This is a genomic window from Armatimonadota bacterium, assembly GCA_017993055.1.
Lineage (GTDB): Bacteria > Armatimonadota > UBA5829 > DTJY01 > DTJY01 > JAGONM01.
In genome coordinates, this window is the sequence record JAGONM010000016.1 from 48,942 (window position 1) to 64,021 (window position 15,080).

Here is a 15,080-nt window from a genome sequence, read left to right on the forward strand (position 1 = left end):
GCATGCTAAGTTCTAGACATACTGATCTCAGGTGAGCAGCAATGGGCAGGATATACCTCATACGGCACGGACAAACGACCTGGAACAGCGCAGCTTCATACGCAGGCTCGACCGACGTGCCCCTCAATGACCAGGGCATCGCTCAAGCCGTCACGGTCGCGGATCGCCTCGAATCACTTCCGATCAAGGCGGTCTTTTCGAGCGGACTATCTCGCGCGGTAGACACCGCCAGGATAATCGCAGAGCGCTTCGGCCTGATCGTAACTCAAATCCCGGAGCTGAACGAACTGGACTACGGTGATTGGGAGGGCATGCCTGAGATCGAGGTGCCCGTACGCTACCCCCGCCTCTTTACGGCGTGGAGGGCGAACCCGGCCGAGATCAGTACTCCGGGCGGCGAGACGTTCGGCCAACTCTGCGAGAGGGCCCTCCCTGCGCTTCTGCGAATCGCGGAGGAGAACAGGGGTCGCGATATCGTGGTCGTGGCACACAAGAGCACAAATCGCGCGCTCATCTGCTGCCTCACGGGCAGGAACGTCAACGAGTACAGGCAGGTCGGACAGGATAATACCGCCATCAACATTCTGGAGAGCGGTGAGGACGGTCGGGTTAGAGTCGAGCAGGTGAACCTGACTGATCACCTGTCGTCGTGAGGCGGGACTCGATCCTGGCTCCGATGGCCTCAATCTGCGACTCGAGTTCAGGGTCGCGGGTACCCATCTGTTCCATGACCGGTCCCATCTCGCGAACCGATTCTCGAAACCGCCGAACTCGGTCGAGGGCAATGCGATAGTGTATCCGTGTCTCCTCGCTGTCTCCGCGGCGGTCCGCATCCTCAGCTAGAGCCTCGCGAGCAATCACGTAGCGCGGCTCAACAAGTTCCGGAACCGCTCTTAAGCGCTCATAGACTGAATCCTCGATATCGGCCATTCGCCTATAGACTCTCAGAGCGTCATCGTGGCGCCCCATCCTCTCATAGGCCTGTGCGAGGGGAAGAAGCACGTGCAGGGCATGCGAATCTCGATCCAGTGCGGCATGGAGAGCCCAGACCGCTCGGCGATCGTCGTGGAGCCCGTCGGCATAGAACTTGCCCAGTTGATACCATGACTTCGCCGAGGCAGATTCGAGTTCCGTAGCCCTCTTGAACTGCCTCTCAGCATCGCGAAGCAGGGCCTCATCGCCGGACTCAGCGCCGACGTGCAATAGAAGGCCTCCCAGCTTCCGACGGAGATCGGCATTCAGCGGATCGAATCGGGCCGCCATCCGGAAGGCTCTGACAGCATCGTCCCGCTCGCCCGAACTGAGGAGCTTCCACCCGTCCGCGTAGTATGCCTGGGCGATTAGCACCGACAGCAGCCATACGACAATCAGACCGAGCGCCCCGATCTTCGACCACCGCCTCCAGACCGGCATCGAGAACCGCACCCCATCTCGATCCGATAGGGCGACAGACGCTCCGAGCACGAGCCAGAAAGCCGTCCCGATTGCAGCGACGTACCAGTCGGAATCGACCATATTCCGAGCCATCGATGCCGCCGTGCCGCCTAGGAGTCCGCTTATCACCAGCGACCGATTCGGCATCCAGTCGGACGGTGCATCGTCCTGACGCCCGCGCACGCCGATCGCAGCCGGAACGACGACCGTGCCGATGAGGACAAGCAGCACGAGCGGCATCGCCACGCCGCCCTCGGCCGCGAGTTGGAGGTAGCTATTGTGTGCGAGTCGGGTCCAGCCGACCTCGGCGTACTTGGGATAGGCATCCTCGAACGTGCCCAGCCCGGTGCCGGTGAACGGATGCGCCCGAACCATGCGTACCGTTCCCCTCCACGTGTGGACGCGGAATCCGCCGGAGTGCGACTCGGCCTTCACCGAGGCCATGCGGTTAGTCAGCGTGCCTCCTACCAATATGACCGTGAGGACGCACGGGATCAGTATGACTCCCAGCCGCGCCAACTGCGGCCGACGGATCGCCTTGGAGACGAGCGCCAGGGCCAGAGAGACCAGCAGTCCGACCGCAGCGGCCGCCGCACCGAACCGCGACCCACTCAGCAACAGGTTCGCCAGGGACAGGACAACGGCCAGCCCTGCGACCAGCGAGATACCGAGCGAGGTCTCGGACAAGTACCATGCCAAGGCAACCGGCAGCACCAAGACCACGAAACCCGCAAGGAAGTCAGGGTTGAAGAAGGTCGAAAAGACGCGCCAGTCCGGCATCGTGGTCAGCAGGCGCTCCTTGATGCCGATCGTGCCGACGATGATCGCCGAAATAAGCAGAGCGCCTATCACCGCGTACACAGCAGATCGGCTCGCCCTCAGGCTGCCGATCATCAGCATGACGATCACGCAGCAGATCAGAGCGACCAGATCAAGCAGCGAAACATGCATGTTTACCGTCTTGGCCAGCGAAACTAAGCCGAGCATGATGAGCGCCGCCGCGAGCCCCGCGAGACCCTTCGACGGCAGTTCGATTGATCCCTGACGCCCGGATCGAACCACCCATACGATCGCCGACAGGAGCACGAGCAACTGCATGCTGATCTCCGGCACGTGGGTATGGCTCAGTCCGGCGGCCACAAGCGGAGATAGAAACACAGCCACTGCGATCAGGCCAAGTTGGACGACACGCAGGCGGTCTCGTTCGGTCTGCGCTAGACTCGGAGCGAGCTTCCGGCTCATGTCAGCTACCTCTCCTCTTGAGCAGTCTGAACACCCTGTTGTGCGCGATGAGCAGCACGGTTCGAAAGACCAGGCCGAGCGGCACAATCGCCCGCGTCACCAACAATGACCTTTCCGCATAGTGTTTGTCAAAGAACGCGTACATGCTCCGGTGGAAAGCAACGATCATCGGCACGGGGTTCTGGTCACTGCTCCGGGCCCTGAGATGCATGACGGCGGCATCGGGGTAGTACATCACGCGCCAGTTCCTCTCCTTCGCTCGGTACGCGATGTCCACGTCCTCGCAGTACATGAAGAACCTCTCGTCGAGCCGGCCGATGTCCTCGAGCAGTTCGCGCCGCATGACGAGGGCCGCACCCGAAACCCAATCGACCTCTCTGGCCGTATCGTGATTCCAGTCGGCCATCAGATACTCTCTGGTATACGGGTTGTTCGGAAAGAGCCGCGCAAGTATCGCGTTTCGAAACACACCCGCTGCGAGAGTCGGGAACCGGCGGCATGACTCGAATACCGAGCCGTCAGGATTCAGTATGCGAAGCCCGAATATCCCGACATCCGGGTTGGCATCCCCGAATTGCACGATCTGCGAGAACGCGCCGGGATAAACAATGCAGTCAGGGTTCAGCAACAGCACGTACCGCCCCCTGGACGCCTCAATCCCCTGGTTGCTCGCCTTCGCGAACCCCAGGTTCTTCTCATTTCGGATGATCCTGACCAGCGGAAACTCACCCTGCACCACCGCGACGCTTCCATCGCAGGAAGCATTGTCCACAACGATGATCTCAGGCACGATCGCATCCGAGGCCAGCACCGACGTCAGGCAGTCGGACAGTTCATCCCTGGTGTTCCAGTTGACGATAACCACGGAGACGTCACGACGAGGCTGCGAGGTAGAGAGCTCAACCCCCAGTTCATCATCACGAACCGCGATCAGTTCGCTGTTCTTACGGCCCACGCTCTCCGCCTTTCGACATCAGTGACGCCCGGCATGAGGCCAGCACTGAATTGATGGAGATAGCAGCGACTACGAACCAATATGCAGGAGCCACTATCCGCCCCCGGTAGTGTCTGCTGTAGAAAAGCTTCATCGAGCGGTGCGACTCACGAACCATAGCGGGCTTCCGCTGCCGAGTGCTCGCACCACCGACATGAACCATTTCCGCCGCCGGAGTGAAGTAGGACTTCCAGCCCTTCTCGCGAGCGCGGTAGAGCCAATCAACTTCATTAAAGAATACTGGAAATTCATTTGCAAACATGCCTATATCTTCTATCGCACCACGCCTGATCAACAGACACGACCCCATCGGTTGGTCTACCTCGATCTCGCGATCGTAGTCAAACCAGCTCATCCGGTAGCCCGCAAGCCACCTGCTTCGAGGAAAGAGCTTACTCAACTTAGTATACTCGCAAAACACCCCCCACGGTTCCGGAAACGAACGCAGGGAACGCTGAACGCACCCGTCTCTCCCAACAAGACGGCATCCCACAGCGGCCGCGTCCGGATGGCTCTTCGCACATGCCAGGAGTGCGTCAACTGAGCCAGGACTAACCTCGACATCAGGGTTGAGCAGAAGCATGTACTCCCCGTCTGCCTCCTCAAAACCCTGGTTGTTTCCCTGCGCATACCCCCTGTTCTCCGGGTTGGCGATCAGGCGTACCTCGGGAAACTCCTCACGCACCAAATCGGCGCTGCGATCCGGCGAGGCGTTGTCGATCACGATGATCTCGTGATCCACCGCAGGCGGATTCGCCCTAACGGAGAGAAGGCATCGGCGAAGGTATTCGCGGGTGTTCCAATTCACTATGATGAACGAGAGAATCATTCCCGGACACCTCGACATCTCGCAACGCGGGGAATCAATTCGCGCAGATCACTGACAATGACATCCGGAGGGCAACAGTCGAAGAGTCCATCCGGGCGCCCCGCCCTCAGAAAGCCGACGGTGCGAACGGAAGCGGCCCTGCCGGACTGCACGTCCATCCAGTGGTCGCCAATCATGACCGCCTCACCGACGCCCGCACCCAGCATTCGCAGGGCCTGCAGAAGGTGGTCGGCGTGGGGTTTGACGTTCTCGACGTCATCGCGGGTCAGCAGCACATCGCAGACAATGCCGGCGCGGTCGAGAGATACCTGCGCCGCCTTCCGGCAGTTGCGAGTGACGATGCCAATACCGATCGCGGCATCGCGGAGTGCGCCGAGGAGTTCCCGCGCCCCTGGGATCGCGCGCGCCGAGGCGCTGTGAGTAAGCTCTATCCGCTCCAGGATATCTAGCGCCTCCCTACGTATCCGTATCGCATCGTCCGGGACGCCCCGGTCGGCAAACGACCTGACCACGGCGTTCACGATGGAGAGGATATCGAGTGACTGAAGACCGAATGGTGAGACGCCCTCACGCTCTGCGAATGCAAGCATCTCCCGCTTCATAAGGGCAAAGTCTATCTCGGTCTCGACTAGGGTGCCGTCGAGGTCGAACAGGATAGCGCGCACACCAGCAAGCAAATCTGCCATTTGGGTCATTATAGGAGACCCAACCAACCGGGTCAACGGCAGTACGCCGGGGTAACGAGTGCCATGTCCTGCAGTAACCCTTGACGCATTACTGCCAGAACATGTAAGTGGGCAGTTCAAGGATCACGCCGATGATGTTCATCAGGCTGCCGATGACGAACTGGCCGAGTATCAGTCCGTAGAAGAAAGGCAGGCCGTTCCGGAAACCTCTCAGTCCTCCGTACCGCAGTATCAGAATCTTTAGGAACCAGGCGATGAAGAGCGGCATCCACACGAGGTTCATCTCCCAGGATGACGCCACGGCAAATCCGAGCGGATGGAAGGGCCACCATGGAAGCCTGGTGCGCATGTACTGAAGAGAGAAAGCCGATCCAAGACCCACCAAGACTGCGGCCGAAGCCAACGCGTTGGGGCCCTTCGGATCCACGAGCCATCCGGCGAGCCTGTTGTACGCCTCCCAACCGAAGCGATGTTGAGCCTTCGCCACCGCACCGTACTGGTAGTTGAGATGGAGCATTGCCCAGAATGCCGCACCCGTCGCAATGACTCCCGCAAAAATCATCCCCCAGAACCACGCCCTCTGGCTCGACCGAGTGCGTTCGGCCAGCTTGAAGCCTTCCAACTGCATCGGCATCGGGTGACACCGATAGGCGCGGTTGAACCAGTACAACAACGAGAAACCAATGAGATTCGACCCGCTGAAGGCCCGCTGTCCAATAATGTCAGGTAGTACCCAGTCCGGCCCCGTAAAATGAAGGTCGTGAACAGGCGATCCGAGCTCGGCCCTCATGCGGGTGATGGCCACCGCGAGAAGAAAGTAGATTGCCATGAAGACCAGCCCGAGAGTCCAGCTAAGTCCGACCAGCGTACAGAACCAAGAGAGAAAAACCGTGCCGACCGCTATGCCCAGAAGAGCCCATCGATATCGGATCGGTTCATCGCTGTCGTCCAGGTCCGAGGTTTGCCCCATCGCACATCTCCAGACCTGCGCCAGATACTTGCGACTGAGCCAGAGGCTGAAGAGAAAGAACGCGACATAAGCTCCGAAGGCCTGGTTACTGACATAGGGAATCCGAGGGTCAATATCGTATGCCATGGTAACCGCGGCGACTGTCTCCAGCTTCCAGAAGATGTAGAAGAACCAGCAGGAGAATAGCAGATCCACGGGAAGAAGCATTCCGAAACCGACGATGAACGGGTACCATGAGATGGGAGTCCATCCGATCGCGTTCCAGGGCTTCGTGGTCACCAGCGGCCCCAGGTCAAAGAAGCTCACGCCGGAGCCGGGCACGAGTATTCGCGGAATGCTGGGATAGTAAAGGTTGAGCCCGTTCACGATGTCCATCATCCCGGCGGCTGCGAATGCCAACCAGAACAGCCTGCTGCGAAGAATCTTGGGGAGCCTTCCCTGAGCCGTCCCTTCGGTGATTTCCATCGGGACCTGCGCCACAGGGTATGCGAGCTTCTCATGCTCCGTCCATTGCTTGCGAAGGACAGCATTGATGCACTGCCCGACGAACAGGATTCCCAGAATGAATATCCCCCACATCAGCACCGGCTTGGCCCACGCCGCCAGCACCTTCGGATCATAGAGGGAACTATTCCCATAGAAGTACCCCCGGATAACCTCCGGGTCAGAGACCATCAACCACTTCGGTAGGCTCTCTACGAACTTGTCACTTGCATAGTTGGGAAACTGGAACGGCCAGGCAAGCATCGGAACGAGCACCTGCACCATATCGTGTCCGACGACCGCCGAGGAGATCATCATCATGATGTAGATGACCATCAACTCACCCTGCGTCAGCGCCCACCCCGGCCGCCTGCGTGCAACAGCCATGTTCAGGAGACTGACTACGAGGATTATGAAGATCGCGTTGAACAGGATAGATATCGTCGTCGGATGGGCGGAGTAGCGGATGCACTCCATCTGTACGATCCAGTAGGCGTTGGCCGGCACGAGCAGCGTACCGACAAGCAACGATCGCCACGTAACTGCCCTAGCGCGATCCGTTGCGGCAGGCACTCTCTCTCCGTTACCGGGGACTTTGTCCTGAGTCTGCATGGCGAGAGCGTGATCTCCTGGAAGCGAAGGTCGGACACCAGTGAGTTGGCCGGAGCGGGCGGCTTATCCTCCCTGTGCGGTAGACGCGGCTATCTGGTATAATCCTCACTGTGTGCATGCGGGAGAAGACGATGGCTGAGAAGGGCCGAAAGGTCATAGCCCACAACCGAAGAGCGCGACACGAGTACTTTATCGAGGAGACCTGCGATGCAGGGGTCGCGCTTGCCGGCACGGAAGTCAAGAGCATCCGCGCGGGCAAGGTAAGCCTCCAAGACGCCTTTGCGCGTGTTGAGAATGGCGAGGTATGGCTTCACGGCATGTACGTTGCTCCCTACGAGTTCGGCAGCCGGTTCAACCTCGAGGCGAAACGCCCGCGGAAGATGCTGCTCCACAAGCATGAGATAGAGCGCCTCCGCGCGGCGACCGAGCAGAAGGGCCTCACGCTCATACCGCTTCAAATCTACTTCCAGCGCGGATATGCCAAGATCGAGATAGGCATCGCCCGCGGTAAGAAGCTGTATGACAAACGCCAGGCCATCGCCGAGCGTGACGTCGAGCGTGAGGCACGCCGCGACCTGTCCGAGAGATAGGCTCCGGCCCGATGAACTGGGCGCGCCCGATGGCTTCGCTGAGCACTCGGCGGAAGAGGCGCCTTCTTGCGGACGCACTGTCTGCCGATAATGACGCATAGCAACCTTCTCTGGGTGAGGTATGCCCCGTGAACACTCGCGTGCTGATCTTCAAGGAACGAGACTTTCCGTTCGCCGACACAACCCCGATCGAGAACCAGTGGATTCTCGAAGCGCTGCCGCCGGTTCAGGAGGTTCGCTCGGTCGGTGTGTCTGATATGCGAGAACGGCTTCGGGCCGATTCAGTGAACCTGTTCATAAACCCTTACGGTTCGGCATTCCCGAAGGAAGCCTGGCCGGCGATCTATGGCTACCTCGCGGCCGGCGGAAACATGATCAACATCGGAGGCGCGCCGTTCAGCGTGCCGGTCTGCCGGGACGCCGATGGGTGGCATCAGGAGATTCCGCAGACGCAGTACCACCGCAAGTTAGGTGTCAACCGGGTCTACGAGGTCGAAACGAGAGCGATCTCACGATACGATACGACCGACACGGCGCCCCTGCTCTCAGGCCTGACCGAGGGCTTCTCGTGCGAAAGAGCCTTCGAACTGCAGATGAGCCACACCAGTACCGCCGATCCACTGGACGGACTTAGATCATGGGCAGGTCGGGAAGTAGTTCTCCGACCCCTACTCTACGCATGTGACTCCGATGGACGGAGGATCTCCGCACCGATACTCGCCCTTGACCATATTCGCGACGAGTTCATGGGCGGCCGCTGGGTTTTCATGAACTATCACTCCGAGTGTCCGCCGCGGAAGGAGGCATTCCGACGACTTGCCGCCTACGCCACTCTCGGCGCCTGCGATATCCAGATAAAGCCGTCATTCGCCTGCTACCAACCGGACGAGCGCGCCAGTCTCGTTCTGCGTGCCAACCGATTCAGGGACTGCGGAGAGAACGTCTTTCTGACCGTAACGATTCGCAAGGAGAACAGCGTCCGTACCGAGGAGATCGAGATTGTTGACTTCGCTTCTCCTTACTACCTGACTATCCCCGTCCCGCAGCCGCTAACCGCCGGCCTGTACACCGTCGAGGCCAGGCTTTCACAGGATGATCTTGAACTGACAGACAAGTTCGCTGATTGCGCCTCAAGCGGCTTCCGCTGCTACGACAAGGCCCTTGTCGGCATGACCCAGTCCCTATCTGCAGGGCAAGACTACTTCACGCGGGACGGCAAGCCCGTTCCGCTCATAGGCACCACCTACACGGCATCCGATGCGCAGAGCAACCTCCTCTTAGAACCGAACCCGTCGGCATGGTACCGCGATCTAGCTGACATGAGGGAGATCGGCATCAACGTCGTGCGCATCGGCGTCTGCACAGACTTCGGCCGCGCGATACCCGGACCCGCAACTCCGACCGAGTGTATGCTGCGGGCCTTCGAGGCGTTCATGTTGACCGCCGCAGAGCACGACATGCCAGTGATCTGTTCTCTATTCACGTTCGATCCTGAGAGCCGCGAGGAAACTCGTTTCTACCGCGATCCACGCTGCATTGAGGCGCATAAGGAGTACGCGGCCGCGTTTGCGCGCAGATGCGCTAGGTTTGACAACCTAATATGGGAACTGATCAACGAGCCGCCTCTCCGGCATCCCGGACAGGACGACTTCGAGCAGAGGGTTTGCGGGGAGCGGCCCCTCCACGGGCACTTGTCGCACATCGCTCTCGAAGAGGCTCGTCGAGCGACTCCCCTCGAAGCCGAGTGCCTTCCCGATGCGCAGGGCCTCGAAGACCTCTACGTCTCAGAGAATGAGCGTCCTGTGCGCGAACTTGACTACGCGCTGTCCGTCCAAGATATGTTCAGCCAGTGGGTGCGCCAAATGGCGGCCGTCATCAGGCAGAACGGCAACCCGAAGCAGCTTGTCACCGCAGGGCATTTCGGGAGCGGAGCCGGACTACAGCCGAATCCTCAGGTGCACTGGAACGATGTGGATTTCACCAGCGCCTGGACGCGGTGGGTGGTCGACGAACTTCTCTTGGATGGTCTCGCAACCAAGACACCCGAGAGGCCGAACTTGATCCAGGCTACCCGTGTCATGTCTGCCCAGGACCATGACAGTTCACCACGATGCACCGAAGAGGATTCCCGGAACGTGCTCGAGCGCAGATTGGTGACGGCGTTTGCGTCCGGTGGTGCCGGAGCAGTCGTGTCTCTCTGGAACGCTTACGGCGGCATGCCCAGCGGCGACGAGGTGCCGGTCGGATTTCACCGTGCCGACCTCGCATGCACACTGGAAATGGACATCATCCGTCCACTATCGGACTTTCTAAAGCAAGCCCGCCGTCACATGATTGACCGCCGGCCGGAGGAGACTTGCATGGTGATCCCGCATTCCTCCCTGTTCTCAAACCGCGACACAGCGACACTGTCCTCACGCGTATGCGCCAGGGTTATGAGCTACCATCTCGACATCCCGATGCGAGCGGTCGGCGAGTACGCGCTCGAGAACCTCGGCAACCCGCCGCTTATCGTGCTTCCTTCTCCGCACAGGCTGAGTCAGGACGCATGGGAGACGATCCTGCGGTCGGTCGAGGCGGGCTCGACCCTACTTGTCACTGGAACGGTCAACTTCGATGAGCACCACCAACCTGTTGACCGCTTGGCAAGATTCGGCATCGAGAGCGACACACGACAAGTCGCTCGTGAGGAGGAAGCTATCATCTTCGGCACGGAACATCGTGTCAGCTACGTGGACAACAGAATCGCGCGCGTGGACAGAGCCGTGCTGGGGGGCAAGGGAGGCTCGGTCCGAACCGAGAAGGTCGGCTCGGGTAAGCTGGTCTACTGTGCCCTGCCGATCGAACTAGCCGACAATATCGAGCCGACGATCGCACTGTACCGGTTCGCACTCAAGCAAGCAGTGGTTCAACCTCCCTTCCTTACGGAGACGCCGGACCCAGGGGTGCTCATCCGGCCGCTGTTCTTCAAAGATGCGATCCTCTACTGCTTCGTTTCGGAGACGGACTCGGACAAGGACCTGTCGTTGACCGACAATGCGACCGGCAAGACGATAATCGTGACCGTCCCAGCATACCGCGCACTGATGCTCCTTATCGGCAGGCAGGACGGGAAGGTTCTGGCCCGATACGGGATCACCAGGCTTGAAGATTGCTAGCCGTCTTTCTCGGATCGCTCGCGAACTTCTAACGGAGAACCACTGTTCTCGCCTCGGCGTTGAGACAGAATGCCACGGAGCTAACAGGCCGAAGCTCACGCCCCTGACACGCAAGGCAGCGCGATCAGGTTTCGTCGACAGGCAACCACCGAGTCCGCTGGTAACAGTCGTCAACCCTCTTCGCCGCTTGCACCGCAGACCACTTTTCGTGTATCCTATGGTAACGATTTGGGCGATGCTCCGGTTGACGGAACTGAGGTGTAGCTATGGCCACGAAGATCATACTGCCCATGCTGGGCCAGACTATGGAAGAGGGCACCATCATCCAATGGTTCAAGCAGGAGGGTGAGAGCATCCGGAAGGGTGAGCCGCTTCTCGAGGTGATGACGGACAAGGTCAACATGGAGGTGGAATCGCCTGAGTCCGGCACCATCCGCAAGATCATCGCGCAGCCCGACGAGACCGTCCCTATCATGGCCCCAATTGCGATAATCGGTACGCCAGACGAGATGATAGACGACCTCCTAGCCGATGACACCCCTGTGCAGATTTCGGCTGCCCAGACCGCCGAGATCGAAGAGGCGGCACCCGCGTTGGGTTCCGCTCCGAACGCCTCGACCGGAGTGACTCCTGCGTCACCATCGCGAGTGTTCATCTCGCCGCGTGCACGGAGGCTCGCTCATGATCACGACGTCCCGATCGACTCACTCGCAGGCCGAGGGACGGGGCCCAAGGGCCGGATTGTCGAGAAGGACGTCCAGGCGTACGTCGCGCAGATCAAGTCAGGCACCGTCAAGGCCTCGCCGCTTGCGGCGAAGGTCGCCGATGACATGGGGATTGACCTTCGAGAGATAATCGGCACCGGCCCTCAGGGCAAAGTGATGCGCGAGGACGTTCTGCAGGCAGGCGCGCCCGGCACGGACGTCCCAGTTCTACAGATGCGCAGTATCCCGTTCGCTGGGATGCGGAGAATGGTCGCCGACGCCGTCACCAAGAGCTACCAGACCGCCCCACACGTCACCCTCACCACCGAGGTGGACATGACCGAGACGGTCAAGGTTCGGAGCCACATCCTCGCCGAGTTCGAGCGCAAATACGGCGCCAGGATATCATACACCGACTTCATCGTGAAGGCAGCGGCTCGCGCGATTCTCGACCACCCAATGGTGAACGGCAGCCTGCACGGGAATGAGATACGAATCGCAGGATCGGTCAACATCGGCGTCGCAGTAGCGCTCGACGACGGACTGATCGTCCCCGTCGTCAAGAATGCCGATGGCAGGAGTCTCGCGGAGATATCTATAGACCTCAAGCGGCTCGTTGACAAGGCACGCAACAGCGCCCTCGCCCAAGATGACATTTCCGGAGGTACGTTCAGCATCACGAACCTCGGCGCGTACGGCATAGACGTCTTCGACCCGATCATCACGCCCGGGCAGAGTGCAATCCTCGGCGTGTGCCGGATTGCGGAAAAGCCAGTCGTTATCGAGAGGCAAATCATGATCCACTCCATGATGAACCTCTGCCTTTCCTTTGACCACAGGGTGATGGACGGTGCGCCCGCGGCTCAGTATCTGCGGCGCGTCAAGGAACTTCTCGAGTCCCCGTACCAGCTTCTCATCTAGGAGGCAAGCAGTCATGCTTAGCCAAGACCAGGTCTTGCAGATATTCGAGGATTCGGGCGCGCTGCTGAACGGCCACTTCAAGTATACCAGCGGGATGCACGGTGATATCTACTTCGAGAAGTTCCAGGTGCTGCAGCATCCCAGGTACGTGGAACTCCTGTGCACCGATCTGGCCGAGCGATTTCAAGGCGACGACATCCAACTAGTGCTTGGACCCACAACCGGCGGGGTCATCCTGGCCTACGAGATCGGGAAGCAGCTCGGCACCCGTGGAATATTCGCGGAGAAGGGCGAGTCGGGGCGGGTCCTCAAGCGCGGGTTTGCCGTTGACCCCGGCACGCGTGTCCTCGTCGTTGACGACGTTATGACCACCGGCGGCTCGATCTGGGACACGATTGACATCGTGCGCCGCAGTCAGGCGGTCCTTGCGGGAGTCGCCCTGCTGGTCGACCGGACCGGCGGGGAGACCGACTTCGGCGCGAGGACCGAGGCACTCATCAGCATGAAGGTAGTGAAGTACGATCCAGAGGAATGCCCCCTCTGCAAGGCAGGAGTCTCGCTCACGGAAACATAGGAAGGAAGGGGTGGGCGCGAGGGCGCAGGGTATGCCCGGATCAGACGAACACGATCCGCTCGCCCTTGGCCCTCGATCCTTGCCCCTGCTGTCGTCATGAACCTTGACACTGATCTTCACACGCACACACGTCACTCGCCGTGCGGGCACCCGGAAATGCGCCCTGCCGAGATGGTTCGCGTCGCGGCACGAAAGGGTATCACCCGAATGGCGATCACCGATCATTACTACACGTTCACCGCTCACGACATTCTGGACGATATCCGGGCCGAGGTGACGGAGGCTCGCCGCACAACACCGAACGCGCCTGAGGTCTTCTTCGGCTGCGAAGCCGAGGTCATGACGCCGGGGACGACTGCCGGAAGCCAGGAGCTTGCGGACAGCCTCGACTTCGTGATGGCGGCCGCGACGCACTTCCAGAATACGGGGATCACCGATCTACCCCCCGGCGACGTCGAGTCCCGCGCCCGCCATTATCTCGCGATGTTCGAATACGCCGTGAGCCTCCCCTGGGTAGATACTATCGCCCACCCGTTTCTGGTCGTTCCGAGCGTGTGCTCGCCCGCGGTGCTCGACCACCTGAAGGATTCTGACCTGCTTCCGGCGGTTGAACTGGCAAACGAGAATGGCGTGGCGATGGAGATCAGCCGCCGGGCGCTCTGGCCGAATCAGGCGGAGTTCTCCGTCCGCTTCTACAGGCTGTGCAAGGAAGTGGGCCTGAGATTTACTATCGGGAGCGATGCCCACGAGTTGAAGGACATCGGCAACGTCCATGTCGTGCGGCCTCTGCTGAATGAGCTCGGCGTGACCGAGGCTGACGTCTGGCTGCCGAGCAAGAGGCACTGAACGAGACAAAGTCTCACTATCAGGAGGATACTTATGCAGAAGGTTGCCATTGTTGGCGCAGGGCACATGGCGAAGGTGCATGGAGCCGCCTATGCGGAGATGACGAATGCCGCGCCTGTCGCCGTCGTTGACATCCGCAGGGATGCCGCGGACGAACTTGCCGCTTCGATCGGCTCGCAGGCGTTCACCGATTTTGACGCGATGCTGTCCGCCGTAGGACCCGACGTGATTGACGTCTGCGTCCCCACCCCGTTCCACAAGGACTACGTGATCGAGGCCGCGCGCGCCGGGAAACACGTCGTTACCGAGAAGCCGATGGGCCGCTCCGTGGAGGAGTGCCGGGAGATGATCGCCGCGACGGAGAAGGCTGGCGTAAAGTTCATGGTCGCCCACGTGCTCCGTTTCTTCCCGGAGTTCGCGGCTGCCAAGGCCCAACTCGATGCCGGGGCCGTTGGTAAGCCCGCCATCGCCCGCACGACGCGAGGCGGAGGCTTCCCCGTGGCCTGGAACGACTGGTACGCAAACGTCGAGATGAGCGGCGGTCTGGTGCTCGATCTCATCATCCACGACTTCGACTGGCTCCGATGGTGCTTTGGCGAGGCCGAACGCGTCTATGCCAAGGGACTCGTCGGGAGAGGACTGGATCACCTCGATTACGCCCTGGTCACCATTCGCTTCAAGAGCGGCGTCATCGCCCACGTCGAGGGCACGTGGGCGAATCCCTCCGGCTTCACCGTCAAGTTCGAGGTCGCGGGCGACGGCGGACTGATTGACTTCCACAACAAGGAAGCCGTGCCGCTTAGCGTCGCCAAGAAGGAGACCGGCGAGGGCGGGAAGCCGGGGGTCGCTATCCCGGAGAGCCCGACCGCGCAGAACCCCTACTTCCTCGAACTGCAGCATTTCATTGACTGCATCGAGGCCGACCGCGCCCCGAGCATCACCCCCGAGGACGGGATGCGCGCCGTCGAGATATCGCTCGCCGCGCTCGAGTCAATCAAGACCGGGAAGCCCGTCGAGGTAGGATCGAGGAGTTAAGA

12 protein-coding genes are annotated in these 15,080 nt (G+C 60.4%); 7 read left to right on the plus strand and 5 right to left on the minus strand.

The window, feature by feature from the left end:
• Window positions 1-41 precede the first annotated feature (41 nt).
• Window positions 42-653, plus strand: coding sequence for a histidine phosphatase family protein (locus KBC96_07960; GenBank protein MBP6964324.1), 612 nt, complete (start codon window positions 42-44; stop codon window positions 651-653).
• On the opposite strand, the gene KBC96_07965 is transcribed toward KBC96_07960, so the two are convergent.
• The 5 genes from KBC96_07965 to KBC96_07985 all read right to left on the minus strand — a co-directional run bounded on the left by KBC96_07965 (window position 610) and on the right by KBC96_07985 (window position 7,166).
• The gene (locus KBC96_07965) at window positions 610-2,676 is read right to left on the minus strand and encodes an O-antigen ligase family protein (GenBank protein MBP6964325.1); all 2,067 of its coding nucleotides are present in this window, start codon (window positions 2,674-2,676) and stop codon (window positions 610-612) included. The genes KBC96_07960 and KBC96_07965 overlap by 44 nt on opposite strands.
• A gap of 1 nt (window position 2,677) precedes the next feature.
• Window positions 2,678-3,631 carry a glycosyltransferase family 2 protein gene (locus KBC96_07970; protein MBP6964326.1) on the minus strand — a complete coding sequence of 318 codons (954 nt, stop codon included), beginning with the start codon at window positions 3,629-3,631 and terminating at the stop codon, window positions 2,678-2,680.
• Window positions 3,621-4,499 (minus strand): glycosyltransferase family 2 protein, encoded by an 879-nt coding sequence (locus tag KBC96_07975; protein ID MBP6964327.1) that lies wholly within the window; start codon window positions 4,497-4,499, stop codon window positions 3,621-3,623. The genes KBC96_07970 and KBC96_07975 overlap by 11 nt, the downstream gene beginning before the upstream one ends.
• Window positions 4,496-5,185, minus strand: a complete 690-nt coding sequence (locus KBC96_07980) for an HAD family hydrolase (GenBank protein MBP6964328.1) — start codon at window positions 5,183-5,185, stop codon at window positions 4,496-4,498. The genes KBC96_07975 and KBC96_07980 overlap by 4 nt, the downstream gene beginning before the upstream one ends.
• Window positions 5,186-5,273: 88 nt before the next feature.
• On the minus strand, window positions 5,274-7,166 hold the full coding sequence (locus KBC96_07985) for a hypothetical protein (GenBank protein MBP6964329.1): 1,893 nt from the start codon (window positions 7,164-7,166) through the stop codon (window positions 5,274-5,276).
• A 215-nt stretch (window positions 7,167-7,381) separates the two neighbouring features.
• Here KBC96_07985 and smpB point away from each other — a divergent pair, with 215 nt between their 5' ends.
• The 6 genes from smpB to KBC96_08015 all read left to right on the plus strand — a co-directional run bounded on the left by smpB (window position 7,382) and on the right by KBC96_08015 (window position 15,078).
• Window positions 7,382-7,840 carry an SsrA-binding protein SmpB gene (smpB, locus tag KBC96_07990; GenBank protein ID MBP6964330.1) on the plus strand — a complete coding sequence of 153 codons (459 nt, stop codon included), beginning with the start codon at window positions 7,382-7,384 and terminating at the stop codon, window positions 7,838-7,840.
• Window positions 7,841-7,968: 128 nt separating this feature from the next.
• On the plus strand, window positions 7,969-10,998 hold the full coding sequence (locus KBC96_07995) for a hypothetical protein (protein ID MBP6964331.1): 3,030 nt from the start codon (window positions 7,969-7,971) through the stop codon (window positions 10,996-10,998).
• Window positions 10,999-11,264: 266 nt separating this feature from the next.
• The gene (locus tag KBC96_08000) at window positions 11,265-12,623 is read left to right on the plus strand and encodes a 2-oxo acid dehydrogenase subunit E2 (GenBank protein ID MBP6964332.1); all 1,359 of its coding nucleotides are present in this window, start codon (window positions 11,265-11,267) and stop codon (window positions 12,621-12,623) included.
• Between the two features lie 13 nt (window positions 12,624-12,636).
• A complete protein-coding gene (gene pyrE, locus KBC96_08005; GenBank protein ID MBP6964333.1) occupies window positions 12,637-13,197 on the plus strand; it encodes an orotate phosphoribosyltransferase in 561 nt (186 codons plus the stop codon).
• A gap of 96 nt (window positions 13,198-13,293) precedes the next feature.
• Window positions 13,294-14,043, plus strand: a complete 750-nt coding sequence (locus KBC96_08010; protein ID MBP6964334.1) for a PHP domain-containing protein — start codon at window positions 13,294-13,296, stop codon at window positions 14,041-14,043.
• A gap of 33 nt (window positions 14,044-14,076) precedes the next feature.
• Window positions 14,077-15,078 (plus strand): Gfo/Idh/MocA family oxidoreductase, encoded by a 1,002-nt coding sequence (locus KBC96_08015; protein ID MBP6964335.1) that lies wholly within the window; start codon window positions 14,077-14,079, stop codon window positions 15,076-15,078.
• Window positions 15,079-15,080 lie beyond the last annotated feature (2 nt).